Origin of the sequence: Gordonia sp. CPCC 205333, assembly GCF_048537885.1 — a bacterium.
Lineage (GTDB): Bacteria > Actinomycetota > Actinomycetes > Mycobacteriales > Mycobacteriaceae > Gordonia.
In genome coordinates, this window is the sequence record NZ_JBCLVI010000002.1 from 531,910 (window position 1) to 557,125 (window position 25,216).

27 protein-coding genes are annotated in these 25,216 nt (G+C 62.2%); 22 read left to right on the top strand and 5 right to left on the bottom strand.

Annotated features, from left to right (window positions below):
* Positions 1–39 precede the first annotated feature (39 nt).
* The 3 genes from AAFP29_RS08100 to AAFP29_RS08110 all read left to right on the top strand — a co-directional run bounded on the left by AAFP29_RS08100 (position 40) and on the right by AAFP29_RS08110 (position 3,221).
* Positions 40–498, top strand: a complete 459-nt coding sequence (locus tag AAFP29_RS08100) for a hypothetical protein (RefSeq protein ID WP_419216825.1) — start codon at positions 40–42, stop codon at positions 496–498.
* Between the two features lie 33 nt (positions 499–531).
* Positions 532–1,332, top strand: coding sequence for a MerR family transcriptional regulator (locus AAFP29_RS08105; protein ID WP_419216826.1), 801 nt, complete (start codon positions 532–534; stop codon positions 1,330–1,332).
* A gap of 92 nt (positions 1,333–1,424) precedes the next feature.
* Positions 1,425–3,221, top strand: coding sequence for an alpha/beta hydrolase (locus tag AAFP29_RS08110; RefSeq protein ID WP_419216827.1), 1,797 nt, complete (start codon positions 1,425–1,427; stop codon positions 3,219–3,221).
* A gap of 117 nt (positions 3,222–3,338) precedes the next feature.
* On the opposite strand, the gene AAFP29_RS08115 is transcribed toward AAFP29_RS08110, so the two are convergent.
* Positions 3,339–4,658 carry a UDP-N-acetylmuramoyl-tripeptide--D-alanyl-D-alanine ligase gene (locus AAFP29_RS08115; RefSeq protein WP_419216828.1) on the bottom strand — a complete coding sequence of 440 codons (1,320 nt, stop codon included), beginning with the start codon at positions 4,656–4,658 and terminating at the stop codon, positions 3,339–3,341.
* 70 nt (positions 4,659–4,728) lie between these two features.
* On the opposite strand from AAFP29_RS08115, the gene AAFP29_RS08120 reads away from it, so the two are divergent.
* The gene (locus AAFP29_RS08120; RefSeq protein WP_419216829.1) at positions 4,729–5,853 is read left to right on the top strand and encodes a D-alanine--D-alanine ligase family protein; all 1,125 of its coding nucleotides are present in this window, start codon (positions 4,729–4,731) and stop codon (positions 5,851–5,853) included.
* Between the two features lie 7 nt (positions 5,854–5,860).
* Here the strand turns inward: AAFP29_RS08120 and AAFP29_RS08125 are convergent, their stop codons facing one another.
* Positions 5,861–6,010, bottom strand: a complete 150-nt coding sequence (locus AAFP29_RS08125) for a DUF1059 domain-containing protein (RefSeq protein WP_419216830.1) — start codon at positions 6,008–6,010, stop codon at positions 5,861–5,863.
* Between the two features lie 210 nt (positions 6,011–6,220).
* Here AAFP29_RS08125 and AAFP29_RS08130 point away from each other — a divergent pair, with 210 nt between their 5' ends.
* Both AAFP29_RS08130 and AAFP29_RS08135 read left to right on the top strand, forming a co-directional pair.
* Positions 6,221–7,438 (top strand): oxygenase MpaB family protein, encoded by a 1,218-nt coding sequence (locus AAFP29_RS08130; protein WP_419216831.1) that lies wholly within the window; start codon positions 6,221–6,223, stop codon positions 7,436–7,438.
* A gap of 211 nt (positions 7,439–7,649) precedes the next feature.
* Positions 7,650–8,321, top strand: a complete 672-nt coding sequence (locus AAFP29_RS08135; protein WP_419216832.1) for a TetR/AcrR family transcriptional regulator — start codon at positions 7,650–7,652, stop codon at positions 8,319–8,321.
* Positions 8,322–8,359: 38 nt separating this feature from the next.
* On the opposite strand, the gene AAFP29_RS08140 is transcribed toward AAFP29_RS08135, so the two are convergent.
* A complete protein-coding gene (locus AAFP29_RS08140; protein WP_419216833.1) occupies positions 8,360–9,250 on the bottom strand; it encodes a LysR substrate-binding domain-containing protein in 891 nt (296 codons plus the stop codon).
* 70 nt (positions 9,251–9,320) lie between these two features.
* Between AAFP29_RS08140 and dapA the strand changes: the two genes are divergently transcribed.
* From dapA to AAFP29_RS08155, 3 genes are all read left to right on the top strand, one after another.
* Positions 9,321–10,220: a 4-hydroxy-tetrahydrodipicolinate synthase gene (dapA, locus tag AAFP29_RS08145; RefSeq protein WP_419216834.1), complete on the top strand. Its 900-nt coding sequence runs from the start codon at positions 9,321–9,323 to the stop codon at positions 10,218–10,220.
* A 147-nt stretch (positions 10,221–10,367) separates the two neighbouring features.
* Positions 10,368–11,267 carry a hypothetical protein gene (locus tag AAFP29_RS08150; RefSeq protein ID WP_419216835.1) on the top strand — a complete coding sequence of 300 codons (900 nt, stop codon included), beginning with the start codon at positions 10,368–10,370 and terminating at the stop codon, positions 11,265–11,267.
* Positions 11,268–11,350: 83 nt separating this feature from the next.
* On the top strand, positions 11,351–11,605 hold the full coding sequence (locus tag AAFP29_RS08155; RefSeq protein ID WP_419216836.1) for a helix-turn-helix domain-containing protein: 255 nt from the start codon (positions 11,351–11,353) through the stop codon (positions 11,603–11,605).
* Here AAFP29_RS08155 and AAFP29_RS08160 read toward each other — a convergent pair.
* Positions 11,585–12,139 (bottom strand): helix-turn-helix domain-containing protein, encoded by a 555-nt coding sequence (locus tag AAFP29_RS08160; RefSeq protein WP_419216837.1) that lies wholly within the window; start codon positions 12,137–12,139, stop codon positions 11,585–11,587. The two genes, AAFP29_RS08155 and AAFP29_RS08160, sit on opposite strands and share 21 nt — an antisense overlap.
* Before the next feature lie 117 nt (positions 12,140–12,256).
* Here AAFP29_RS08160 and AAFP29_RS08165 point away from each other — a divergent pair, with 117 nt between their 5' ends.
* Positions 12,257–13,240 (top strand): DMT family transporter, encoded by a 984-nt coding sequence (locus AAFP29_RS08165; RefSeq protein ID WP_419216838.1) that lies wholly within the window; start codon positions 12,257–12,259, stop codon positions 13,238–13,240.
* Positions 13,241–13,302: 62 nt separating this feature from the next.
* Positions 13,303–13,713, top strand: coding sequence for a hypothetical protein (locus tag AAFP29_RS08170; protein ID WP_419216839.1), 411 nt, complete (start codon positions 13,303–13,305; stop codon positions 13,711–13,713).
* Between the two features lie 35 nt (positions 13,714–13,748).
* Here AAFP29_RS08170 and AAFP29_RS08175 read toward each other — a convergent pair whose 3' ends face one another.
* The gene (locus AAFP29_RS08175; protein ID WP_419216840.1) at positions 13,749–14,690 is read right to left on the bottom strand and encodes an alpha/beta hydrolase; all 942 of its coding nucleotides are present in this window, start codon (positions 14,688–14,690) and stop codon (positions 13,749–13,751) included.
* Positions 14,691–14,861: 171 nt separating this feature from the next.
* Between AAFP29_RS08175 and AAFP29_RS08180 the strand changes: the two genes are divergently transcribed.
* From AAFP29_RS08180 to nuoK, 11 genes are read left to right on the top strand one after another with little or no spacing between them, the layout of a single operon-like run.
* Positions 14,862–15,224, top strand: coding sequence for an NADH-quinone oxidoreductase subunit A (locus tag AAFP29_RS08180; RefSeq protein ID WP_419216841.1), 363 nt, complete (start codon positions 14,862–14,864; stop codon positions 15,222–15,224).
* A gap of 33 nt (positions 15,225–15,257) precedes the next feature.
* Entirely contained in the window at positions 15,258–15,812 is a 555-nt protein-coding gene (locus AAFP29_RS08185; RefSeq protein ID WP_170196308.1) for a NuoB/complex I 20 kDa subunit family protein, read from the top strand.
* A gap of 8 nt (positions 15,813–15,820) precedes the next feature.
* The gene (locus AAFP29_RS08190; protein ID WP_419217247.1) at positions 15,821–16,516 is read left to right on the top strand and encodes an NADH-quinone oxidoreductase subunit C; all 696 of its coding nucleotides are present in this window, start codon (positions 15,821–15,823) and stop codon (positions 16,514–16,516) included.
* Entirely contained in the window at positions 16,516–17,820 is a 1,305-nt protein-coding gene (nuoD, locus tag AAFP29_RS08195; RefSeq protein WP_419216842.1) for an NADH dehydrogenase (quinone) subunit D, read from the top strand. Before AAFP29_RS08190 ends, nuoD begins: the two co-directional genes overlap by 1 nt.
* The gene (nuoE, locus tag AAFP29_RS08200) at positions 17,817–18,509 is read left to right on the top strand and encodes an NADH-quinone oxidoreductase subunit NuoE (protein WP_419216843.1); all 693 of its coding nucleotides are present in this window, start codon (positions 17,817–17,819) and stop codon (positions 18,507–18,509) included. Before nuoD ends, nuoE begins: the two co-directional genes overlap by 4 nt.
* The gene (gene nuoF / locus AAFP29_RS08205) at positions 18,506–19,870 is read left to right on the top strand and encodes an NADH-quinone oxidoreductase subunit NuoF (RefSeq protein ID WP_419216844.1); all 1,365 of its coding nucleotides are present in this window, start codon (positions 18,506–18,508) and stop codon (positions 19,868–19,870) included. Before nuoE ends, nuoF begins: the two co-directional genes overlap by 4 nt.
* Entirely contained in the window at positions 19,867–22,269 is a 2,403-nt protein-coding gene (locus tag AAFP29_RS08210) for an NADH-quinone oxidoreductase subunit G (RefSeq protein ID WP_419216845.1), read from the top strand. The genes nuoF and AAFP29_RS08210 overlap by 4 nt, the downstream gene beginning before the upstream one ends.
* Positions 22,266–23,591, top strand: a complete 1,326-nt coding sequence (gene nuoH / locus AAFP29_RS08215; RefSeq protein WP_419216846.1) for an NADH-quinone oxidoreductase subunit NuoH — start codon at positions 22,266–22,268, stop codon at positions 23,589–23,591. Before AAFP29_RS08210 ends, nuoH begins: the two co-directional genes overlap by 4 nt.
* A complete protein-coding gene (gene nuoI / locus AAFP29_RS08220; protein WP_419216847.1) occupies positions 23,584–24,135 on the top strand; it encodes an NADH-quinone oxidoreductase subunit NuoI in 552 nt (183 codons plus the stop codon). Before nuoH ends, nuoI begins: the two co-directional genes overlap by 8 nt.
* Entirely contained in the window at positions 24,132–24,917 is a 786-nt protein-coding gene (locus AAFP29_RS08225) for an NADH-quinone oxidoreductase subunit J (protein WP_419216848.1), read from the top strand. The genes nuoI and AAFP29_RS08225 overlap by 4 nt, the downstream gene beginning before the upstream one ends.
* Complete coding sequence (nuoK, locus tag AAFP29_RS08230) at positions 24,914–25,213, top strand: NADH-quinone oxidoreductase subunit NuoK (RefSeq protein ID WP_419216849.1); 300 nt, start codon at positions 24,914–24,916, stop codon at positions 25,211–25,213. Before AAFP29_RS08225 ends, nuoK begins: the two co-directional genes overlap by 4 nt.
* The last annotated feature ends 3 nt before the right edge of the window (positions 25,214–25,216 follow it).

Sequence of the window (25,216 nt, forward strand, 5' to 3'; positions counted from 1 at the left end):
CCCCCAAACTCATCGCGGCGCTTCGTTATCCTTGACCCCATGTCACGCGTCGCGAAATTCCTGTCCTCGGCTGTTGTCGCCGGTGCCGTCTGCCTCGTTTTCGCCGGATGCGGCAGCGAGGAGCAAGCCGCGGAGTCACCGACTTCCACATCGGCCACCTCGGCGCCGACCACGACGTCGAGTACCGCCGCCAGCACCGTCGGCGGTCGTAAACCAGCGGCGCCACCGTCGTCGATCCCGGCCGAGCGGCAAACGTCGGTCGTTGCCGGCACTCAATGCGGCCTTACCAAGGGCCCCGACGGCGCGCTGACGATCGTCATCCTCGACGGCAAGGTCACCTGCGACACCGCCAAGAAGATCGCGGGCGAATACGGTCCGAAGATCGCCACCGGTGCCAACCAGACAGTGTCCGGCTGGGACTGTGGCCCCACCCAAACCTCCGGTGTACTGGCCAAATGCGTTAAAGGCGACGACGCGTTCGGGCTGGTCGCCAAATAGTGTCTTGACCCTCACGCGACGTGAGGCCCGAAGGTGGTCGTTGTGAGTGAAACGAAAGCCCGCACCGTCGGCGACGTCGCCAAACTAACCGGCGTCAGCGTCCGCGCTCTGCATCACTACGACGAAATCGGTCTGGTGGTGCCGTCCCGGCGCAGTCCGGCTGACTATCGGCTCTACGCCGACAGCGACGTCGAACGGCTACTGCAGGTACTCACCTACCGTGAGTTGGGTTTCCCGCTCGAGCAGATTTCGACCCTGCTCGACGATCCGTCCGCCGATGCGATGACACATCTGCGACGTCAGCACGAGTTGCTGCAGCAGAGGATCGGTCACTTGCAACGCATGGTCGGCGCAGTGGAGAAGATGATGAACAGCAAGAAATCCGGGATCAACCTGACCACCGAGGAACAGGCAGAGATATTCGGCGACAACTGGCCCGGTGATGAATACGCCGCAGAAGCCGAGCAACGGTGGGGTGACACCGACGCCTGGAAGCAAAGCCAACAGCGCGCCGCGAATTACACCAAAGAGGACTGGCAACGACTCAAGGACGAGAACGACGCGCTGCTGGCACGAATTGCCGACGCTTTTCGATCCGGCGTCGAGCCGGGCACTGTCGAAGCCGCCGAGATCGCTGCGGCGCACCGGGAGAGCATCGGCGCACATTACGATTGCAGTTACGAAATGCAGTGGTGTCTGGCCGAGATGTACGTCGCCGACGAGCGATTCACCCGCTACTACGACGATCAGGCCCCGGGGCTGGCTCAGTGGCTGCACGACGTCATCGTCGCGAATGCTCGAGCGCACGGTGCGACCGAGGCCACCTGGAGTTAGCGCTCACCTGGTCGTAGTCGATGCGGTCCGGCGCGGTCACTTGATACGGTGACCGCGCCGGACTTTTCGTCCGACGGCGAAAGGGCGATCCTATGACATCGACATCCGACGATCCGACGGAAGACGTTGGCGAGGCGAATAACTCGGAGCCGACGGAAAGTTCGACGCCGGTAGATGTTGTCTCCGAAGGCACGTCGCCCGCGGACTCCACCGCAGCTGATCCGACGCCGTCGCGCGGCGAGCGCTTGATGTCCTGGTGGTCGCGACACATCCGGCGATATTCGTACGGCGGACTCGTCGGAGCACTATTACTTCTCTGGGCATCGGCGACACCGTCGCTGCTGCCGCGCGGGTGGTTCTTCCAGGGGGCCGTCAGTGGTGGCTCAGCGGCGATCGGTTACGCGGTCGGCGCGTTCTTGACCTGGTTGGCGCGATTCATGTTGTCGCGCAAGGACCCCTGGCCCACTCCGTCTCGCTGGTGGTGGACCGGACTGGGTGTCGTCGGGCTCGGTGGCACCGCCTTCATGATGTACTGGTTCGCGCGGTGGCAGGACGAGCTGCGCGACCTGATGGGCGTCGATCATCTCAGCTGGACCGCCTATCCACTCGTGGTGATCGTCGCACTGATCGTCTTCGTAATCCTGATGAGTCTCGGGCAGGCGTGGGCATCGGGTCTGAAGTGGCTCGTGCATCAACTCAATCGTGTTGCGCCACCGCGTGTTTCCGCGGTCGTCGGTGCTGCGATCGTCGTAGTGTTGACGATCTTCATCGTCAACGGCGTCTTCGCGAACTATGCGATGCAGGCTCTGAACTCGTCGTTCTCGGCTGCCAACAACGAGACCAAAGCTGACAGCGCACCTCCGACATCGACGCTGCGCTCAGGCGGCCCCGGATCGCTCGTAACATGGGATTCACTCGGCCGCGAGGGTCGGGTATTCGTATCAAAAGGTCCTACGGTGCAACAACTTTCGGAGTTCAACGGACTGCCCGCCATCGAGCCGATCCGCGCCTACGCCGGGCTTGATTCGGCCGACGACGTCAATCAGGCCGCCGATCTGGCGGTGAAAGAACTGGAGCGCACGAATGCGTTCAGCCGCAAGGTGATCGCGGTCGGCGGAACCACCGGCAGCGGCTGGATCAACAAGTCGATGGTCGACTCGCTGGAGTACATGTACAACGGTGACGTCGCGACCGTGTCGATCCAATACTCGTTCCTGCCGAGTTGGCTATCGTTCATCGTCGATAGTGAACGCGCCCGGAAGGCCGGCATCGCGATCTTCGAGGCTGTCAGCGAGAAGGTTCGAGCGATTCCCGAAGCGCAGCGACCAAAGCTCGTCATCTTCGGCGAAAGCCTCGGATCCTTCTCCGGCGAAGCGCCTTTCGGCTCCATCCCCACGATCGCGGCCCGCACCGACGGCGCCTTGTTTTCCGGCCCGACCTTCAACAATCAGTTATGGCTGGACACAACCGGCAATCGGCAGGCCGGTAGTCCGGAGGTGAAGCCGATCTTCAACGACGGCAAGCAGGTGCGCTTTATCGCCGATCAGAATGACCTCGGACGTCCTAACGCACCGTGGCCGGGCAATCGAATCGTGTACTTGCAGCACGCATCCGACCCGATTACCTGGTGGAATCCCGGTCTTCTGTTCAGCGAACCGGATTGGCTCAAGGAGCAGCGCGGGTCGGATGTCCTGGGCTCAACTCGCTGGATTCCGATTGTGTCCTTCCTCCAGCTTTCAGCCGACATGGCGGTCGCGGTGAATGTGCCCGACGGTCACGGCCACCACTATCTGAGCGCGGTGCCCTACGCGTGGGCGCAGATCTTACAGCCGCCCGGGTGGTCGCCGGAAAAGACAAAGAAGCTAGAGCCACTACTGTCCCGCGACTGAGCGCCTCCCGCTCCGAGAATTTCGTCCGAATAAGTACTCGGCAAGGGCATATTGCCCTAGCCGGGCATCTATTCGGACGATTTTCGCGGGGCCGGGGCGACCCGGCGGCCGCGAGGATCAGGGCCCCAGCAGCCCGACCACTCGCTCAAGGGCGGCTACTCGACTTCCCTTGACCAACACCGCATCTGACGCACCGAGGCCGGCCAACGCATCAGCCGCGGCTTCGACGTCGCCGACGTGCGTCACCCCGTCGCCATAGCCCGGCTCCGCAACTGCGACGACGTTGATCCCCAAACTCGTTGCCAGCGCGGCGATTTCGCGGTGGGCCGCGGGCGCATCTGGCCCCAGTTCGGCCATCGTCCCCAACACCGCGACCCGACGTCGCGCGTCGAGCCGAGCCAGCGACCGCAAAGCCGCGGCCATCGACGTCGGGTTGGCGTTGTACGCGTCGTTGATGACGGTGAGCCCGGAGCCCAGGGTCGACAGTTCCATCCGCAGACCCGACAATGCGGCATCGGCGAGGCCGGTCACGATCGACTCGACGGTCACCCCGAGGCCTCCACCGGCTGCCGCCGCGGCAAGCGCGTTGGGCACCTGATGTTCGCCGCGCGCGCCCAGCGCGACGGGCGCCGAGCCCCACGGGGTATGCAACACGAAGGATGCGCGCAACTGGTCATCGAGCACCACGTCGTCGGCGAAAACATCTACGCCGCTTGATAATCCGTAGGTCAGCACACGCGCCGACGTCCGCGTCCGCATCGCCAGTACATTGGGATCGTCGGCGTTGAGTACGGCCACCCCGTCGTCGGGAAGCGAAGCGATCAACTCGCCTTTCGTCTGCGCGACAGCCTCGATCGAACCGAATAACTCGAGATGGACACCTTCGACGCGAGTGAGTACTCCCACGTCGGGTTCGGCGATATCGCAGAGCGTCGCGATATGTCCGATGCCGCGGGCGCCCATTTCCAGTACGACGGCTTCAGTGTCGTCGGGAGCGCCGAGCAGCGTCAGGGGCAACCCCAACTCGTTATTGAAGGACTTCTCGCTGGCTGCGGTGCGATACGTCGAGGCCAGCACCCCCGACAGCAGATCCTTGGTCGACGTCTTGCCTACCGACCCGGTGACGCCGACGATGCGTCCTGGAACACGACGCCGCGCCGCCCGTCCAAGGTCAGCAAGCGCTGATGCGGTGTCGGATACGCGGATGGCCGCAACGCCCGGCGCGGACTCGACGTCTTCGCTGGTCAGATACGCCGTCGCGCCGGCGGCGACGGCTGTCGGAATGAAGTCGTGGCCGTCCCGCTCGGCGACGATCGGTACGAACAGCTGACCCGGCGTCAAGACGCGAGAGTCGATCGCGGCCGAGGTGACCGTGGTGTCGGGGCCGATCAGTTCTCCGCCGGTTGCCGCTGCAATGTCGCTCGCCGTGAAATGCACCCTTCAACGCTACAAGGTGGCCTAACCCGCGCCGGGTGGCCGTCACCGCCACGCCGTATCGTGGTGACTCATGACCTCTGACCCGACGGCCGCTGGCTCTGCCCCCGGCCCTCTCCTGCGCCTGGTCGTTCTGTTCGGCGGTGTGTCGGCCGAACATGATGTGTCATGCGTGACGGCGGCGCACGTGTTGGCCGCAGCAGACCGTACGAAATACGACATCGTTCCAGTTGGGATCACCCGCGACGGCGGCTGGTTCCGACAGGACAAGGCGATCGCGGCGCTGGCCGGCGACATCGATCTTCCAAACTCGCTATCTCCCGAGGGCACCGAAGTCGATCCGATCGCCATCCTGCGCGACGGGTCGTCGGATCAGCAGACCGTTGTATTGCCATTGCTGCACGGTCCGCACGGTGAGGACGGAACCGTGCAAGGCATGTTGGAACTGCTCAAGCTTCCCTATGCCGGATCCGGCGTTCTCGGCTCCGCGGTCTGCATGGACAAGGCGATCGCCAAGGACCTCGCGGCGTACCACGGCATCCCGCAGTGTCGCTGGGTACAGTTCCGCGACGGCGTCGATGACGCTCGCGAGATCGTCGGGAAGGTCGAGAAAGAACTCGGTCTGCCGGTCTTCGTCAAACCGGCCAATATGGGCTCATCGGTCGGAATCACCAAGGCGCACAACCAAACTGAGCTCGATGACGCGATCAACCTGGCCTTGCGCTACGACGATGTTCTGGTGATCGAAGAGTCGGTCGTCGCCCGTGAGATCGAGGTCGCGGTCCTGGGCAACGCGCTGCCCGAGGTGTCATTGCCAGGGGAGATCGTGCCCGGCAGCGAGTTCTACGACTACGAGGACAAATACGTCACGGGTGCGGCCCAACTGGTAATTCCGGCCGAATTGTCCACTGAGGATACCGACGCGGTTCGCGAACTCGCCGTGCGTGCGTTCACCGCCATGCGATGCGGCGGCCTGGCCCGCGTCGACTTCTTCTACGAACAGTCACGACCCGACGGCGAGCCGGGCCGGGGTTGGCTACTCAACGAGATCAACACCATGCCGGGTTTCACTCCGGCGTCGATGTATCCCAAGATGTGGGAGGCGTCCGGCCTGAGCTACTCCGATCTCATCGATCAGATCGTCGCGCTCGCATTGCAGACCTACCAGCGTCGGTCGGGGTTCTCGACCGCCCATTGACCTCGGGTCAGTACGCCATAAACAGGATCTCGTCGCGTGTGTAGTCGTGGTCGGGGTGATTCTCCTTCAGGTGCGTGCGTACCGACTCCACCAACTCATCTTCGGTGGCTCCTTTGATCTGCTCACCGCACGGGCAGGTCAGTCGGGTTTTCGCCATGTCGTCTCCTCATATTCGCGGATGCTAATCACTTCCATAGAAGCATCTTCGTGAGTGGCCTGCGCAACATGGCCCTGCAATTGTGTTGCCAGTCTCGCCGAATCTCACTCACTCGGACTGCGCCTGTGCTTTCATCGGAGATACGAAGATACAAACTGCGTACGCATGTATCTCAGTCGGGTGAGAGGAATTCTGATGGATTGCGGTGGAATGAGCAGACGTGACGCTCTGAAGCTGGGCGGCGGAGGGATGCTGGCAGCCCTTGGCGGGATGTCACTGGCCGCGCGGCCGGCCCGGGCCGAACCGTGGTCGTGGTCCCCCAAGGGCTCGGTAGCGCATACCGGCTACGGCGCGGATCCACGGACAGTGTGGGATCCGGAGGCGGACAAGGTGATCGCCAATGTCATCGAGCATCACAATGTTCCCAAGATCAACGCGGCGTTACGTGACTGGGTGCAGAACGACCAGAAGCTGCCCAGCGGCATCCCGAATGAATTGCGTGACTTCATCGAGTACGCGCGGAAATTGCCCGAGTGGACCGACCATCGAAAACTCGCCGCCGGATTCGAATACAACAAGAAACACGGCACCCTCATTTCGGTGCTATACGCCTTCGCCAGCGGGATGATGTCCACGGTCATTCCGCATGAGGCACGTGCGGTCTATTACTCACAGGGCGGCAAGTATTTCAAAGACCGGATCGCCAAGACGGCCAAGCTGGGATATGACATCGGTACCGTCAATGCCTACGGTCCCAAAGGTCAGATGACCGTAACCTGCGTCAAAACCAGAATGATTCACGCGGCGGTTCGACACCTGCTTCCGCAGTCCCCCCACTGGCCAAAAGAAGCTATCCCGATCAGCCAGGACGACTTGATGGTCACTTGGCACAGCCTACCCACGACGATCATGCAGAACCTGGTGAAATGGGGTGTCCCGACGCCGGCGAATGAGTCAACCGGCTATCTACACAGTTGGCAGGTCTGCGGACACCTCCTGGGCATCCGCGACGAGTACATCCCGGCCACCTGGAAAGATGCCAACGCGCAGGCCAAGAAGGTGCTGACGCCGGTACTCGCGCCGACGCCGGAGGGCACCGTCCTCGCGAAGAATCTTCTCGACCTTGGTGCCGATCTCGACCTCACCATGCTGTCGGCGCCCATCCTCGGCGCGTTCACCCGTTTCATCTTGGGTGACAAAGTCGCCAATTGGATCGAGATCCCCCGCGAACCCGTATGGAGTCCGCTACTCGAATTCAGCTGGGCGCCGTTTATCGCGGTCCGCGAAGGAATACTGGGCGCGGCCCCGCCAATGGACAATGCCTATTGGATGTTCGACGAGTTTCTGCGCCAATTTGTCCTTTGGTACATGTCCGAATTGAGAATGCCGATAAGCATCGAAATTCCAACTATGAATCGAAAGTTCTGAGAATAGGAGAATCACATGGATTTCTGGATTGCACTTCAAGATCTGCTGAACCGTCTCGACGTCGGGTCATCCGGCTACGGCCCCTGGTAGACCGACCAGCGAATGTCCGGCACATAAGCGAGGTGACCAGCCGTCTCGAGTTGGCTTACCGGCCAGGTGGTATACACCGTGTTAGCGGGGTGATCATCTGACCGGGCAGCAAGGAGTACTCATGGATGGCGCAATACCCGCTGGCGAGACCGGATCGGCGGCAATGCTCGCACGGGTGCTCACCGAGGCTATGGAACAGCCTGACACCAGCGACGACATTCGGATCCGAGTCCTCAACGCGGCGCGTGATCAGTTCAGCACGGTCGGCATCCGACATTCGACGATGGACGACGTCGCTCGACGTGCGAAAGTCGCCCGCATCACGGTCTATCGGCGCTTCCCTACCAAGGACGCTCTGGTCGAAGAGGTAACGCTGCGAGAATTCCGAGACTATTTCGACCAGTTCCTTCTCGACATCGGCGACGCCGAGACAGTCGCCGATCGGGTCGTGGTCGGCTTTGTGAGTTCATTGCGCGTTATGCGTCGAAACCCGTTGCTGCGCGGCTTGTTAGCGGTCGAAGCTGATCTGCTGACGAGTTCGATGATAGGCGACGGCGGGCATATGGTCGCGGTGGTGCGCCAGTTCGTCGCGGGGCAGTTGCGTCGCGAACAACTCGCCGGCCACGTCGCCGACAGTGTGAATGTGGATATCGTCGCCGAGATGATGGTTCGGGTAACCGCGTCGTTTCTGGCGATACCAAGCCACGTCATCGACGCCGACGATGACGCGCAGATGACTGAGATCGCCCGGTGGGTGTTGGTACCCATGCTCGACGAGCGCCCGGTCGATTGAGCCACGCGAAACAACAATCTCAGCGCGCAGCCGCACCCTCAGTTGGTTGCCCTCCCTGCGGCCCAACGCAATTGGTCGCACACCGCTGCCAGTGCGGGTTGTTCCCCGCTACCGCGTCGATAGGCGACCCGAGTTTGTCGGCGGATAGCCAGCGGCGTCAGCATCACGCCGTCTGGCACTTCGTTGACACCCAACTGCGGCACCAACGCAACTCCCCCGCCCGCCGCCACCAGTCGCAGCACCGCGTCGAAATCATCGATTCGATGGGCCACGGTCGGCTCGAATCCGCTTGCCTGGCAACTGCGTACAGCCATCGTGTGGCATAGGGTCCCCGCATTCCCGACGATCCAGCGGCTCGACGCATGCGCGCGGATGATGTCGCCCGGTTCGACGAGCGGCCGCGTCGTCGACGCGAAGAACACCACTTCGTCCAGTAGCGGATCTGCTTCGATTCCTGCACCCAATGTCGAGGGCACATTGTCGTACTCATGGATCAGCGCGAGGTCAAGTAGGTTGCCGCGCAACATATCCGGCCCCGCAGCCGGGTCCATTTCGGTAACTTCGATCGACAAGTCCGGATATATCCGCGCTAATCCGGCAATCGCCGGTATCGCGAGCCTCGTCAACGCTGTCGTGAAGGCTCCGAGCCGGACCGTTCCCGATAGTTCCCGTTGGTCGACCAAAGATGCCTGCGCCCGTTCCAGTTCTGCGAGAACGGCTTCGGCATGTTCTGCCAACCGCAAACCTTGCGGTGTCAGGGTTACGCGACGACCACTACGCGCGAGCAAAGCCCGGCCGGTCTCCCGCTCGAGTGCGGACAGTTGTTGCGACACTGCGGACGGCGTGTAGGACAGGGCGTGGGCGACCGCGGCAATCGTGCCGCGGTGATTCAGTTCCCGCAATAGTCGAAGCCTGCGCACATCAAGCATAAGTTGATCTTACGTCGATCAGTCAATAAGTTAACTAGACCTTCGTTGAATTTCGCGCAACGCTATCCCCATGCAGCCTCCACTCACCGGGATCTTCGTCCCGCTCATCACGCCATTCGACATCGACGGCACCATCGCGATCGACGACCTACGGCGCCTTGCCGACCATGTACTCGACGAGGGCGCCGCCGGCATCGTCGCACTCGGAACCACAGCCGAGTCGGCGACATTGTCGCCCGACGAGCGGCGACGCGTTGTCGAGACCTGCGGTCAGGCGTGTGCCGAACACGGGTCGCCGCTGATCGTCGGCGCGGGTACCAACGACACTCTCGGCACGCGGACGTTGATCCAATCACTTTGCGGCTCAACCGAAATAGCGGCGTTCCTCACCGTGGTGCCGTACTACTCACGGCCGTCCGAGGAAGGGGTCGTCGCACATTTCGAGTACCTCACCCAGCACTGCCCAATTCCGCTGATCATTTACAACGTGCCGTATCGAACTGGTCAAGCTCTTGGGGTACCGACGATTCTGAGAATCGCGGACTTGCCGGGCGTGGTCGGAATCAAACAGTCCGTCGGATCAGTCGACACCGATACTGCACAACTCATCGCCGATGCGCCGCAGGGCTTTTCAGTTCTCGCTGGCGAAGACACCCTTGTCTCGCCCCTACTCGCGATGGGCGCGCACGGCGCTATCCTAGCGACCGCGAATGTCTATCCGGCCGAGTTCGCCACGCTATATAGGTTGTGGCACAACAAGAATGTCGCCAGCGCCCGCGCTATTGGAAACCAGCTGGTCACGCCCGCACTCACCCTGATGTCTACACCGAACCCGACGTCGATCAAAGCAGTTCTGCATGCGACCGGGCGAATATCGAGCCCAATGGTGCGCCTACCCCTGCTTCCCGTGCCGGCACCGGCAGCTGTCATCAGCGCGTTGCCGGCCAGCGTCGTCGAGCCGGTCGCATAGTCGTCGGCGCACCCGGCCCTTGATAGCTGCCGTATCCATTCGGATAACCGACACATGTCTGGGTAACAACCGCCATCTGCCGATATGGTTCGTGAGCGGCGCTCCGGCGAGGAGCGCCTCCAGTCGAGGACGAGTGAAAGGGACTTCATGTCCGCCAAAGCTTTTCGGACAGCGCTACTCACTATTGCGGTGGCCGCGGGAATCTCACTCGTAACCGGCACATCCCCAGGCATCGCTGCTCCTCCCGCGGATGGCGGCTTGGCACCGTGCGGCAAGAATGCTGTCGGCCTGCAGAATCAGATCTACTTCGGCACCAAGGTCGTCAAAACGCCCCGACCCTACGCGACGGACTTCGCCCGGCCCGACAACGTCAACTTCTGTAACTACAACGTCGGCCGGGGGAACCTGCGGTTCGGCCGCGATGGCCTCAACCTCGCCATCCCGTCCAACAAGCAGGGAGTCAACAACGCCGAGATTATTTCGCGCATCGCCTTCACCAAGGGGCTTCGCTCGACGGTCCGGGTCAACGGCGATCGCATCAGGGGTCTCAACGGTACCGTCGGCTGGGGCGTCGCCTCTCGAACTCTTGAATACCCTCAGTTGCAGGTCGCGTGGTTCTTCTACAACGACACCGACTCCACGCTGGGCAAACTCACCACCCAGCTGAAGCCGATCGCCGAACATATCGCGGGCGGCCTCCCCAAAGGCTTCTTCGCGATGATCAAGACGGAGAACAATCTCATCCCCAGGGTTGTGCCGCTGTCGATGAGCCTGCTTGACCGCAGCCATGATTACTCAGTAACCGCCACCGGATCCAAGACGGTGTTCTCCATCGACGGCAAGACGGTTGCCGACTTCAAGATGACCCTGTCCGACACTGTTCGCGTCATCGGCTACGACAAACCGGTACCGCTGGTCTTCCAGACCTGGCTCGATAGCAACTATTGGTTCCCGTACCCGACAGCACAGGCGAACCGGTCCGGCCACGCGTACCGTTTGGAGCGATTCGCCGAGGGACCCATCGCGTCCACGCCGGTGCGCTTCTAAAGGAGCTTCCCGCATCCGCACCACCGCACGTCGCGACCTCGAAGACTCGGACCGGCAGCAGACCGTACGACCGAGACAACGTGGTGGGACTTGCGGCGATCCGTCGGGCCGCCAAGTTGACTCAAACCGAACTTGCCCGCCGGATGGGCGTCAAACAAGCAGCGGTATCCGGCCTCGAAGGACGTGAGGACCTACTGCTGTCCACGCTGGCCAACTATCTGGCGGCTGCTGGTGCCACCGACATTCGAATCAGCGCGCGGCTCGGTGAACGCAACGTCGAAGTTGACCTTCGAGCACAGCCGGGCACAGTCGAACGGCTAGGCCAGCACCACCCGTAAGAAGGTCGCGACCTGGGCACCTGTATTCACATATGCGTACTGTTGCGCGCTGCTGTAGGTGCGATGCCCACCGACAGCTAGCTCAACATGCCCCGATTCCAGTTCCAGCACAATCGATCCGCCGGTCACGAAAACCATTTCGTGCCATTCCGCCGGGTCCGGCTCGGCGTCGTAGCGATCACCCGCGCCCAGACTCCACCACCACAACTGCCCCTCGGTTTGCGCGGGCGCACTTCCGAGCAGTGTCGCATGACTGGCGGGATCGCTTCCGCGCCACATTAATTCGTCGATCTTCTCCCGCGTCGCACTCGGTGCGATCACCAAACTGACGAAGGTCGTGCCCAAGGCTTCGGCGAGAGTGTCGAGGGCGGACAGACTCACATTCGCCTGCCCCGCTTCGAGATTGATGACCGTGCGGCGACTCACGCCTGCGGCATCGGCGAGTTCTTGCTGGCTGAGTCCGGCGCCGCCGCGTAACCGCCGCACGTTGGCGCCGACGTGCGCGAGGACGTCGGGGGACTTGTCATCGGACATGCGGGTAACCCTATCGGCAGGCGACCCTAATTGCGCAGACCATCCCCGCTGTGGGTCAGATCACCAGAGAGTGCATTTATTTGCACATTCTTAGCGTTTTCCCTTAGAGTGTGCAGAATGCTGCACATTGTCCGCGCGCGGCTTCACCGCCTCCCCTTCACGCCACCGGAATTGTCACTCATAGTGATCACCGTGGTGTGGGGTTCGACGTTCGTGGTGATCGCGAAGGCGATGGCATACAGCGGCCCTCTGTTCTTCATCGCTGTCCGGTTCCTGGCCGCTGCCGCAATCGCCGCCGTGGTGTTTCACCGAACCCTGTCCACCATCACCAGAACAGATCTCGTCGCCGGCATTTCCATCGGCGTCACGATGACGATCGGGTACGGACTGCAAACATACGGACTGCAAACTGTCGACGCCAGCACGTCGGCGTTCATCACCGCCCTCTATGTTCCGCTGGTACCGCTGCTAATGTGGGCCGTCTTTCGTAAGACGCCAAAAGTAATGACACTGTTGGGCATTGGCCTCGCTTTCATCGGCCTAGTCCTCTTGGCCGGCCCCAGTGCGGCCGGGATCCACCTGGGCCACGGCGAAATTGCCACGCTCCTCGGCGCCGTCGCGATGGCCGCGGAAATCATCCTCATCGGTTCCTTCGCGGGGAAGGCGAATCTCGGACGGGTAACCATCATCCAACTCTTCGTCGCCGGGTCGGTCGCGTTGGTCGCGATGCCGGTCGTCGGCGAATCGGTGCCGGCCTTCTCGTGGTGGTGGCTCGGACCGGCACTCGCCATGGGCGCGGCCAGTTGCCTCATCCAATTGACCATGAATTGGGCCCAGCGAACCGTATCGCCGACCCGCGCGACCATCATCTACACCGGCGAACCGGTGTGGGGCGCCATCTTTGGGCGACTCGCCGGAGATCGATTGGGACCATTGGCATTGGTAGGTGCGGCGCTCATTATCGCCGGTGTGCTGGTCAGCGAGTTGAAGCTGCGCCGCAAGCCCGGCGCGCAATCACCAGTACTCGACGGGGCTATGCATAACCCGGTGACAGTCGCCGAATCCGCTGCGCCGGTGCCGCAATCAGTCGGCAGAGCGTGACTCTAGCCGCCATGCGGCGATTCTGTCCCGCGGACAATTCATAACTCGATAGCATCGGGGCCGTGAGCCAGCCAACCGAATCCGCGTCGGATACCGACCGGGTCACCCTCCGTGTGCTGGTCTATTCCGACAATGCCCGCACTCGTGCCCAAGTGATCGGCGCGCTGGGCACTTCACTACACCCGGATCTGCCCGACCTCGACTACGTCGAAGTAGCCACCGAACCAATGGTGTTCACCCAACTCGACGCCCATGCGATCGACATCGCCATCCTTGACGGCGAAGCCACTCCGGTCGGCGGAATGGGCGTGGCCAAACAGATCCGTGACGAATACGATCCGTGTCCGCCACTTGTCGTTCTTATCGCCCGAGAAGCCGACCGATGGCTCGCGGATTGGTCCCGCGCGGATGCGACGGCGAAGTTGCCGATCGACCCCATCGCGTTGTCACAGATCATGAGCAAGCTGCTGTAGAGCGAGATTGCCACCACCGCAACAGCTTTGACGTCTCAGCAGCCTGCTGACACCCGGATGGCGAAATCGTAGACCGCGGCAACCAGCTCATCGAGCCCCGGCTGTTCGATCGGAAAGTGGCCAGCATTGGTCAGCGTGAGGGTGTTGACCTCCACCTTGCGAATCGGCCCCAGCAGCGGTTCGGATAGTTCGGCCGGCGTCCAGCGATCATCGGCCGGCTGCGTATGGAGCACCGGGCACACGTCGAAGTCGGCGGGCTCGACGTCGGGCCGATAGTGCATATAGCTGTCGAGGAATGCCACGGTCGCCGAATTCCCGGCCGAACTCTTGTCCCGGTAGAAAGCCTTCAACGCCGCCGGATCGTTCACCAGCGTCCGCATTTTCGACGCGAGCCTCATCGGGATACGCACCTTGCGCAACGGCGTCTTGGCGAGCGCTTTCAGCGCTGGGACGAGGCGGCCGGTAACTGGATCATGTGACGTGTCCCGGGCAACTCGCGGGTCACGCTGGTCGAGGAAAGTCATCCCGACGATGCCACGAACACCACCGCGACCCGCGACGTGGAACGCCTCCGCCCCTCCTGCGGAAAGACCGTAGAGGACGATCGGGCGATCATCGCGGGCCAGTTCGCGCTGCACCAGTGCCGAGCCGATGTCGACCCAGTCGTCGTAGGTGACCACGCTGTCGGGAGCAACTGACGTGACACCGAAGGTCGGCATGTCGATGGCAATTGTTTCCAGGCCACGGTGAGCGAGCGGGCGACCCAGAATCATGCTCATCTGACGCCCATTGGTGCCGACGCCGTGAAACAGGATCACCTTCACCGCCGCATCGGAATTCCGGTATGTATCCAGGTGGATTGAGTGTCCCTGGTGGTCCCACCATTCCTCGGCGGGCTCGTCGTCTTCCGGGATTTGGTAGTCGGACGGTAGAAACGACTGGATCTCGCGCCAAGCGCTCTGTGTCTGGTAGGTCACAGCGCCATTATGGCCTTCCGACGCCGCGCCGCACAGATCCCCTTCGCGTCAACAAGCAAATCCAACACAGCATCCCCTTCTCGTGAGTAGGGTGTGCGGTAGGTCACAAGCATGACGTCGGATGCGTCGGTCAGCTCAGCGCATCAAGACTAGCGGAGGGCTTGGCAGCAGATGAACGCTTACATTCCCATTTTGGTATTGGGCGCAATTGCACTGGCGTTTGCGGTCTTTTCGGTGTTCATCGCCTCGGCCGTCGGTCCAAAACGGTACAACCGTGCCAAGTTGGAAGCCTACGAATGCGGCATCGAGCCACTTCCGCCAACCGCTGGCTTCGTCCAGCGGATACCGGTGAAGTACTACCTCACAGCCATGCTCTTCATCATCTTCGACATCGAGATCGTCTTTCTCTATCCGTGGGCGGTCACCTTCGATTCCCTCGGCTGGTTCGGCCTGGCCGCCATGACTTTGTTCATCGTCAACGTATCGGTCGCCTACGCCTATGAATGGCGACGCGGCGGGCTGAGCTGGGACTAACCACCGACCACCGACGAACAGACAGGAGCGCAGATGGGCCTGGAGGAGAAACTGCCCAGCGGATTCCTGCTGAGCACGGTCGAGGGTCTGGCCGGGTATATGCGCAAGGGGTCGTTGTGGCCGGCGACATTCGGCTTGGCCTGCTGCGCGATCGAAATGATGGCGACCACCTCGGGGCGCTACGACTTGGCACGATTCGGCATGGAAGCATTCCGTGCCTCCCCCCGTCAGGCTGACCTGATGATCGTCGCGGGGCGTGTCAGTCAGAAGATGGCCCCGGTTCTGCGTCAGATCTACGACCAGATGGCCGAACCCAAATGGGTTCTGGCCATGGGGGTTTGCGCGTCATCCGGTGGAATGTTCAACAACTACGCGATCGTGCAGGGCGTAGACCATGTAGTTCCGGTCGACATCTATCTGCCCGGTTGCCCACCACGGCCGGAGATGCTCCTCAACGCAATCCTCAAGTTGCACGAGCAGATTCAGCAGATGCCGCTTGGCGTCAATCGTGAACAGGCCGTGTGGGCCGCGGAGCAGGCAGCGTTGAACTCAACGCCGACCATCGAGCTCAAGGGACTACTGCGATGACAGGCGAGATCATCCCGAATACGCGAGATGCCGGTGGACCAGGACCCGAGCGAATCGGCACCCGCCATGGCCTCTTCGGCGCTCGAGACTCCGGCGACACGTCCGGCTACGGACGTATGGTCGCGCCAATCAGCCTGCCCGGCAACACCATCCGCCCGTACGGGGGGTATTTCGACGAACTCGCCGACGAACTGGCCGCCGGACTGGACCGCCGCTCAATCGGCTTCGACGAGGCCATCGAGAGGGTCGTCATCTATCGCGACGAAATGACGGTCCACGTTCGCCGAACGTATCTGCCCACTGTCGCATCGACGTTGCGTGACGAGCCGTCGCTACGTTTCGAGTTGTGTCTGGGCGTAAGTGGCGCTCACTACCCGCACGAGTCGGGACGCGAATTACACGCGGTCTATCCCCTTCGGTCAATCACTCACAACCGCATGGTGCGGATGGAAGTCACCGCACCCGAGGTTGATCCGCATATCGCCAGCCTCTGTCAGATCTACCCGACGAACGACTGGCACGAGCGGGAAGCCTTCGACTTCTTCGGCATCATCTTCGACGGCCACCGCTCATTGACCCGCATCGAAATGCCCGACGACTGGGAAGGGCATCCCCAGCGCAAAGACTACCCACTTGGCGGAATTCCGGTGGAGTACAAGGGCACAACTATCGCTCCACCCGATCGGCGGAGGTCGTACAACTGATGACCGAAACCACCTTCACCGTTACCGGCCGCGATTGGGAAGACGTCGTCGCCGCGGTACGCGAGCGAAGCGCGGCACTGCCCGACGACGAACGCATCGTCATCAATATGGGTCCACAACACCCCTCCACTCATGGCGTCTTACGTCTCATCCTGGAGATCGACGGCGAGACTGTCACCGAGGCGCGATGTGGAATCGGCTACCTGCACACCGGGATTGAGAAGAATCTCGAATTCCGCACCTGGACCCAGGGCGTGACCTTCGTAACCCGGATGGACTACCTGTCCCCCTTCTTCAACGAAACGGCGTATTGCCTCGGCGTGGAGAAGCTTCTCGGTATCACCGCCGATATCCCCCAGCGCGCCACCGTGATTCGAGTACTTCTTATGGAACTGAATCGCATCACCAGCCATCTCGTGGCACTCGCGACCGGCGGAATGGAACTAGGCGCCGTGACGCCGATGTTCCTCGGCTTCGGCGCGCGCGAGACCATACTGGATCTCTTCGAAGACATCACTGGCCTGCGAATGAACCACGCGTTCATCCGGCCGGGCGGTATCGCTCAAGATCTTCCCGACGACGCCGCCGACAAGATCGGCGCAGTCCTCGACGCGCTACCCGGTCAGATCGGTGAAGTCGAAGGACTCCTGAACAACAACTACATCTGGAAGGCCCGCACCCAAGGCGTCGGCTATCTGGACCTGACCGGCTGCATGGCGTTGGGGATCACCGGGCCGGTATTACGATCGACCGGCCTGCCCCACGACCTCCGCAAGTCGGCCCCGTATTGCGGCTACGACACCTACGATTTCGACGTCGTCACCGATACGACCTGTGATGCCTACGGGCGCTACCTGATACGAATCAAGGAAATGAAAGAGTCGATCCGAATCGCCCGCCAATGTTTGGAACGGCTGGAGCCCGGCCCGGTCATGATCAGTGACCGTAAACTTGCCTGGCCAGCCGACCTTGCCGTCGGGCCCGACGGCTTGGGCAATTCGCCCGAACATATCGCCGAAATCATGGGCGTCTCAATGGAATCGCTCATCCATCACTTCAAACTGGTGACCGAAGGGATGCGGGTGCCGGCGGGTCAATGCTATGTATCGGTCGAATCGCCGCGCGGTGAGCTTGGCGCACATCTGGTGAGCGACGGCGGCACCCGCCCATACCGCGTCCATTTTCGCGACCCGTCGTTCACGAATCTGCAAGCGGTGGCGGCCATGTGCGAAGGCGGCCTCGTCGCCGACGTCATCACCGCCGTCGCAAGCATCGATCCAGTAATGGGAGGAGTCGACCGTTGAGCACCACCGACAATCGGGAGCCAGTCTTCTTGGAAGTACTGGCGGCGCCGACGCAGTTCGCCACGTCGGCACCGACACCGCCGATCGAATTCGCCGGCCCCGCAACCTATTCCGATACGGTCATCTCCGCGCTGACCGACGAGGCCGCCGAGATCATAGCCCGCTATCCGGTGCCCCGGTCGGCACTGTTGCCGCTATTGCATCTGGTCCAGAGTCAGGACGGCTACCTCACGCGCGCTGGCATCACCTTCTGCGCCGATCGATTGAATCTGACTGCCGCACAAGTTGCTTCGGTCGCTACCTTCTACTCGATGTACCGCCTGAACCCGACCGGGGAGTATTTGGTCGGAGTTTGCACCAACACACTCTGCGCGGTCCTCGGCGGGGACGAGATCCTGGCCGCGCTCACCGATCACCTCGGCATCGCTCCCGGCGAGACCACCGCAGACGGGCGTATCACTCTCGAGCATGTCGAGTGCAATGCCGCGTGCGACTTCGCGCCGGTGGTCATGATCAACTGGGAATTCTACGACAACCAAACCCCCTTTACCGCAACCGGTCTCGTCGATCACCTTCGTGCTGACACGCCTCCGTCTCCGTCACGTGGCAATCCGACCCTGTGTTCGTTCCGGCAGACGGCGCGGCTGCTCGCCGGCCTTTCGCCGACCGATGCGGAGGCGACCTCATGACAACCGTCGAACTGCCACCGGCAACACCCGAGCCCGCCGAGGCTCCAGTACTGAGCCGGCATTGGTCCGACGGGCATTCGTGGACGCTGTCGAACTATCTGCGCCACAACGGCTATCAAGGCTTGCGCTCCGCTCTCCAACAGGCACCCGACGATGTGATCGAGATGGTTAAAGGATCGGGCCTACGCGGGCGAGGGGGCGCGGGCTTCCCGGTGGGCACCAAGTGGTCCTTCATCCCCCAGGGCTCGGCACCAGGCGCCGACCGCCCGCATTATCTCGTCGTCAACGCCGACGAGTCCGAGCCGGGCACCTGCAAAGACATCCCGCTGATGCTCGCAACACCACACACTCTTGTGGAGGGCGCGATAATCGCCGCCTATGCCATCCGGGCCCGGCACGCCTTCATTTACGTCCGCGGCGAAGTGGCTTCGGTGATAGCTCGGCTACGCACCGCCGTCGCCGAGGCCTATGCCGCGAATCTGTTGGGTACCAATATATTCGGATCAGAATTCGATCTCGACCTCGTCGTACACGCCGGTGCGGGTGCCTACATCTGCGGTGAGGAGACAGCGCTCCTCGATTCCCTCGAAGGTCGGCGTGGCCAGCCCCGGCTGCGCCCGCCGTTCCCCGCCGTCGCCGGCCTCTACGCCAGCCCGACCGTGGTGAACAATGTCGAGTCGATCGCCAGTGTCCCAGCCATCCTGCGCAACGGCGCCGACTGGTTCCGCAAGATGGGAACTGAGAAGTCTCCCGGATTCACGCTCTATTCGCTGTCCGGACATGTCACGCGACCCGGTCAGTATGAGGCGCCCCTGGGGATCACCCTTGCCGAACTATTGGAGCGAGCCGGCGGCATCCGGGCCGGACACACTCTCAAGTTCTGGACGCCGGGTGGATCGTCGACGCCGATCTTCACCGATCAGCATCTCGATGTCCCACTGGACTACGAAGGGGTCGCCGCGGCCGGCTCGATGTTGGGTACCAAGGCGATTCAACTCTTCGACGACACAACCTGTGTCGTGCGGGCGGTACTTCGCTGGACTGAGTTCTACGCCCACGAGTCATGTGGCAAATGCACGCCGTGCCGCGAGGGAACATACTGGCTGGTCCAGTTGCTCCGACGACTCGAATCCGGCGACGGCACACCAGCAGATCTCGACACCCTGGCCGAGGTGACCGGCAATGTTATCGGAAAGTCCTTCTGCGCGTTGGGTGATGGCGCGGGCAGTCCGATTGTCTCGTCGTTGAAGTACTTCCGAGACGAATATCTCGCACATCTCCCCGGTGAGGGGCGCAGCGGTGGCTGCCCATTCGATACGGCACGCTCTACCGCCTACGCAGTTCCAGGAGGGCCGCGATGACCACCGCAGATGCCATACCGGCGGCTCCGCGAGCTCCCGAGGACCTGGTGACCGCGACCATCGACGGTACCCAGATCTCAGTTCCGAAGGGCACGTTGGTGATCCGCGCGGCTGAGCTCGTTGGCGTCGATATCCCGAGATTCTGCGACCACCCGCTTCTCGACCCGGTCGGCGCCTGTCGCCAATGCCTCGTCGAGGTAGAGGGACAACGCAAACCGATGGCATCGTGCACCATCACGGTCACCGACGGCATGGTTGTGCATACCCAACACTCGTCCGCCGACGCCGCGTCGGCGCAACGCGGTGTGATGGAACTGCTGCTAATCAACCATCCACTCGATTGCCCAACCTGCGACAAGGGTGGCGAATGCCCGCTGCAGAATCAAGCGATGTCGTCGGGACGTCCCCAATCGCGTTTCGCCGAAACCAAACGCACCTTCACCAAACCGGTCGCATTGTCATCGGAGGTGCTGCTCGATAGGGAGCGCTGCGTCCTGTGTGCCCGCTGCACCCGATTCTCCGACCAGATCGCGGGCGATCCGCTGATCGCACTTGCCGATCGCGGTGCGCTGCAACAGGTTAGCGCCTATGCGGACGAACCTTTCGAGTCCTACTTCTCTGGCAACACAGTGCAGATCTGCCCGGTCGGCGCACTCACTGGCGCCGCCTACCGATTCCGCGCGCGCCCGTTCGACCTGATTTCCTCGCCGAGCGTGTGTGAACACTGCGCCAGCGGCTGCGCACAACGCACCGACCACCGGCGCGGAAAAGTATTGCGGCGCTTAGCCGGTGACGATCCCGAGGTCAACGAGGAGTGGAACTGCGACAAGGGGCGCTGGGCGTTCGCCTATGCCGCGGGCCCCGACCGAATCACCACTCCGCTGGCGCGTAACCGCAGCGGTGAACTCCGACCGGTGTCGTGGGCCTTCGCGCTCGCCACCGCGGCGCGCGGATTGCAATCAGGTGGCCGGTCCGGAGTCCTGGTAGGTGGCCGGGCCACCGTCGAGGACGCCTACACATATGGAAAGTTCGCGCGAGTCGCGTTGGGCACCAACGATGTCGACTTCCGGGTGCGCGCACACAGCGTCGAGGAATCAGACTTTCTGGCCGCGTATGTCGCGGGCACCGGAATCTCGATGACTTATCACGAACTTCAGCAGGCTCCGGTCGTTGTTCTCGCCGGGTTCGAGGCCGAAGAGGAATCGCCAATGGTGTTCCTACGACTACGCAAGGCGGTACGGCAACACCGTCAGCGGGTGTATTCCATTGCGTCATGGGCAAGTCCCGGCCTGGCGAAACTGTCCGGGACGCTGATCAGCGCCGTCCCAGGTGCCGAAGCGCAGGCGTTCGACACTCAGCGGACCCGGGACCTGCTCACGACGCCGGGAGCAGTTCTCATCGTGGGCGAACGCCTGGCGGCGAGCCCCGGGGCGCTCTACGCCGCGGCGATGGCGTGCGCTGCCAGTGGCGCACGGTTGGTGTGGATACCGCGCCGTGCAGGCGAACGCGGTGCCGCCGATGTGGGCGCCGCACCGATGATTCTGCCCGGTGGCCGACCCGTCGCATCGGATCAGGCTCGCCGCGACATCGGCGCGGTTTGGGGTGTTCGTCCGCCCGACACCCCAGGTCGCCACACCGACGCCATTATCGACGCTGTGCGCCGAAACGACTTGTCAACCTTGGTTATCGGCGGCGTCGAAGCCGATGACCTACCGATACCATCGGCCCTCACCTCAGCATTGGCCTCGGCCGACTTCGTCGTCAGCCTCGAGCAGCGCCATAGCATGGTAACCGAGCGCGCCGATGTGGTACTGCCCGTTGCTTCGGCGGCCGAGAAGGACGGCACCTTCGTCGACTGGGAGGGCCGGCCACGCCCCTTTCGGGCCGCGCTCGACTCAGCCGACGAAACCCTGCCGCTTTCGGACCATCGGGTGCTCAACGCGCTGGCGACCGAGTTGGGCTTCGAGTTGGGTTGCGACACAGGCGTATCCATCCATGCCGAGCTCCATCGGATCGGCAGTTGGCACGGCGAGCGCCAATCAATGCGGCCGGTAGTGCCGCCATCGTGCCCGACGCCCGATCCAGGTCATGCCGTGCTCGCATCCTGGCGAATGCTGCTCGATGCCGGACGTTCTCAAGATGGGGAGCCTCATCTAGCCGGCACAGCTCACCGCGGCGTGGCCCGGCTGAATCCGCACACGGCGGCCGAAATCGGAGTGGCAGAGGGTGATCCGCTGTCGGTGTCAACGCTGCGCGGATCGATCACGCTCCCACTAGTAATCACCAATATGCCTGACCGCGTGGTGTGGATACCGATGAACTCCGCCGGTTCCCGCCTCTACCCGACGCTCGGCGCTGCCCCGGGTAGGACGGTCAGAATCAGTGGTGGTCGGCAATGAGTGACCGCTTCCCCTCCTTATCCGACTTCGGCCACGACACCTGGTGGCTGATTCTGGTCAAATGTATTGCTATTTTCGGCTTTCTGGTCTTGACCACGCTGGCCGCGATTCTCATCGAGCGCAAAGTCATGGCACGGATGCAACAGCGACTCGGGCCGAATCGAGTTGGCCCGCATGGCCTATTGCAAAGCCTGGCAGACGGAATCAAGCTGGCACTCAAGGAGGGCATCACCCCATTCGGCGTCGATAAAGTTGTCTATCTACTCGCGCCGATCATCGCGGTGGTGCCCGCGGTCATGGCTTTCGCGGTGATCCCGATCGGCCCACTGGTGTCCGTCGGCGGGCACCGAACTCCGTTGCAGCTCACCGACTTACCAGTCGGTGTGCTTTATGTTCTGGCGATCACGTCGATCGGGGTCTACGGAATCGTACTGGCGGGGTGGTCATCTGGTTCGACCTATCCGCTGCTTGGCGGCCTACGCTCGACCGCGCAGGTGATTTCCTACGAGATCGCGATGGGACTGTCCTTCGCGGCGGTATTTCTCAACTCCGCTACGATGTCTACCTCGGAAATTGTTGCCGCACAATCGAAACACTGGTACATACTGCTGGTTCTGCCGTCATTCGTCATTTATGCCATCGCGATGGTCGGCGAGACCAATCGTGCGCCCTTCGATCTTCCCGAAGCCGAGGGTGAATTGGTCGGCGGATTTCACACCGAATACTCCTCGCTGAAGTTCGCGATGTTCATGCTCGCCGAATACATCAACATGGTGACCGTATCCGCGCTCGCGACGACGTTGTTCCTCGGCGGTTGGCAGGCGCCCTGGCCGATCAGCATTGCCGACGCCGCGAACACGGGTTGGTGGCCGGTGCTGTGGTTCGTCGCCAAGGTCTGGATCTTCCTATTCGTATTCATCTGGCTGCGAACCACATTGCCACGCCTACGCTATGACCAATTCATGACAATGGGCTGGAAGGTTCTCATCCCGGTCGCGCTCGGTTGGATACTCGTCGTCGCGGTTGTGCGTGAGGTCACCGGTGGCTATCGGGAGTGGATCGGCGTGACGACCCTCGCGGTTGCCGGTATCGCCGTCAGCGCACTGCTCTTCGTCGGCATCTGGCGGCTCATTCGACTGCCTCGATCGGAGATCGCGACTGAACACGACCCCGTTCCGTTCGATCCAGCTGCGGGCGGGTTCCCGGTCCCTCCACTGCCCGGGCAGGTACTTCCCGATACGCCTGTGCCGGAGCGGATCTCCGGCCATACCATCCGAACCCAACTCGCCCTCCGCACATCGAAGGAGAACAGTGATGCCTGATCTTGGGAAGCCGGTCGCAGGTTTCGGCGTGACCTTCTCGACGATGTTCCGCAAACCGGTCACCGAGCAGTACCCCGAACAGAAGGAACCGACTGCGGCGCGTTATCACGGGCGGCATCAGCTCAATCGCTATCCCGACGGACTGGAAAAGTGCATCGGGTGCGAGTTGTGCGCGTGGGCGTGTCCAGCGGATGCGATCTTTGTCGAAGGTGCGGATAACACTGCGGAAGAACGATTTTCACCCGGTGAGCGGTATGGGCGGGTCTACCAGATCAACTACCTGCGCTGCATCGGATGCGGACTGTGCATCGAGGCATGCCCGACCCGCGCGCTGACGATGACCAACGATTACGAGCTCGCCGATACGTCCCGGTCCGGGATGATCTACGAGAAGGACCAACTCCTGGCCCCGATGGAGCCCACGATGACCCCGCCACCGCATGAGATGGCGCCGGGTTCACGACCGGAGAACTACTACCGCGGCGACATCGGGCCGAACGGCCTGCGGAACCGCGACAGCGATGTAGACGGCACATCCTCATGACAGCGCTTCTGGCAGAAGGACTTACCCGGACTTCGGGAGCCGAAGCGGTGCAGTTCTGGATCCTCGGCGTCATCGTTGTCATCGGCGCACTCGGCGTCGTGTTGAGCCCGAAGGCGGTCTATTCAGCGATCTTCCTGGCGATGACGATGATCATCCTCGCCGTCTTCTACGTCGTGCAGGGCGCTTTGTTCCTCGGTGTCGTACAAGTAGTCGTCTATACCGGTGCGGTGATGATGCTGTTCCTGTTCGTGCTTATGTTGATCGGCGTCGATTCGTCGGACTCATTGGTGGAAACCATTCGGGGACAACGGATAATCGCGGGGGGACTGGGCCTGGGATTTGGGGTGCTGCTGATCGCGGGGATCGCGAACGCGTCACTGGCGGTATTCGCCGGTGCGCCTGATTTCAGTCGCGGGGCAGCGCCGGGCGGCGGAAATGAGAACGTCCGGGCGCTCGCCGAGCTGATCTTCGTAAGATATCTGTGGGCATTCGAACTCACTGGCGCACTCCTGATTGCTGCGACACTCGGCGCCATGATTCTCGCCCACCGCCAGCGATTCGGACCACACCGCGGACAGCGTGAATTGTCTATCGAACGATTCCTCAAGGGCACCGATCTCACGCCACTGCCCAGCCCCGGAGTATTCGCACGACACAACGCCGTGGATGTGCCCGCGTTGGAGCCCGACGGCAGCCCATCGGCATTGTCAGTGAACGCAATGCTCAAGGCGCGTGAACTCGGTAGTGGCGAAGATCCTCGCTCCCTGGAGGATTCGCGATGAATCCCGCCAACTATCTGTATCTGTCGGCGCTCCTATTCGCCATTGGCGCGGCCGGGGTATTGTTGCGCCGCAACGCGATTGTCGTCTTCATGTGCGTTGAACTGATGCTCAACGCGGCCAACCTCTCCTTTGTGACCTTCGCCCGGATGCACGGGAGCCTCGACGGTCAGGTGATCGCATTCTTCACGATGGTGGTCGCAGCCGCGGAAGTCGTTGTGGGACTTGCCATCATCATGACCATTTTCCGCACCCGACGGTCTGCCTCCGTCGACGACGCCGACCTATTGAAGCGGTGAGCA

Bases quoted from the DNA above. Each gene is read 5' to 3' on its own strand.
- AAFP29_RS08110 (WP_419216827.1), top strand. From the start codon at position 1,425: ATGACATCGACATCCGACGATCCGACGGAAGACGTTGGCGAGGCGAAT.
- AAFP29_RS08140 (WP_419216833.1), bottom strand. From the start codon at position 9,250: ATGCTTGATGTGCGCAGGCTTCGACTATTGCGGGAACTGAATCACCGC.
- AAFP29_RS08210 (WP_419216845.1), top strand. From the start codon at position 19,867: ATGACCACCGCAGATGCCATACCGGCGGCTCCGCGAGCTCCCGAGGAC.
- AAFP29_RS08160 (WP_419216837.1), bottom strand. From the start codon at position 12,139: ATGTCCGATGACAAGTCCCCCGACGTCCTCGCGCACGTCGGCGCCAAC.
- AAFP29_RS08225 (WP_419216848.1), top strand. From the start codon at position 24,132: ATGACAGCGCTTCTGGCAGAAGGACTTACCCGGACTTCGGGAGCCGAA.
- nuoH (WP_419216846.1), top strand. From the start codon at position 22,266: ATGAGTGACCGCTTCCCCTCCTTATCCGACTTCGGCCACGACACCTGG.
- AAFP29_RS08130 (WP_419216831.1), top strand. From the start codon at position 6,221: ATGAGCAGACGTGACGCTCTGAAGCTGGGCGGCGGAGGGATGCTGGCA.
- nuoI (WP_419216847.1), top strand. From the start codon at position 23,584: ATGCCTGATCTTGGGAAGCCGGTCGCAGGTTTCGGCGTGACCTTCTCG.
- nuoK (WP_419216849.1), top strand. From the start codon at position 24,914: ATGAATCCCGCCAACTATCTGTATCTGTCGGCGCTCCTATTCGCCATT.
- AAFP29_RS08185 (WP_170196308.1), top strand. From the start codon at position 15,258: ATGGGCCTGGAGGAGAAACTGCCCAGCGGATTCCTGCTGAGCACGGTC.
- AAFP29_RS08135 (WP_419216832.1), top strand. From the start codon at position 7,650: ATGGATGGCGCAATACCCGCTGGCGAGACCGGATCGGCGGCAATGCTC.
- AAFP29_RS08180 (WP_419216841.1), top strand. From the start codon at position 14,862: ATGAACGCTTACATTCCCATTTTGGTATTGGGCGCAATTGCACTGGCG.
- AAFP29_RS08125 (WP_419216830.1), bottom strand. From the start codon at position 6,010: ATGGCGAAAACCCGACTGACCTGCCCGTGCGGTGAGCAGATCAAAGGA.
- AAFP29_RS08120 (WP_419216829.1), top strand. From the start codon at position 4,729: ATGACCTCTGACCCGACGGCCGCTGGCTCTGCCCCCGGCCCTCTCCTG.
- nuoD (WP_419216842.1), top strand. From the start codon at position 16,516: ATGACCGAAACCACCTTCACCGTTACCGGCCGCGATTGGGAAGACGTC.
- AAFP29_RS08150 (WP_419216835.1), top strand. From the start codon at position 10,368: ATGTCCGCCAAAGCTTTTCGGACAGCGCTACTCACTATTGCGGTGGCC.
- AAFP29_RS08100 (WP_419216825.1), top strand. From the start codon at position 40: ATGTCACGCGTCGCGAAATTCCTGTCCTCGGCTGTTGTCGCCGGTGCC.
- AAFP29_RS08165 (WP_419216838.1), top strand. From the start codon at position 12,257: ATGCTGCACATTGTCCGCGCGCGGCTTCACCGCCTCCCCTTCACGCCA.
- dapA (WP_419216834.1), top strand. From the start codon at position 9,321: ATGCAGCCTCCACTCACCGGGATCTTCGTCCCGCTCATCACGCCATTC.
- nuoF (WP_419216844.1), top strand. From the start codon at position 18,506: ATGACAACCGTCGAACTGCCACCGGCAACACCCGAGCCCGCCGAGGCT.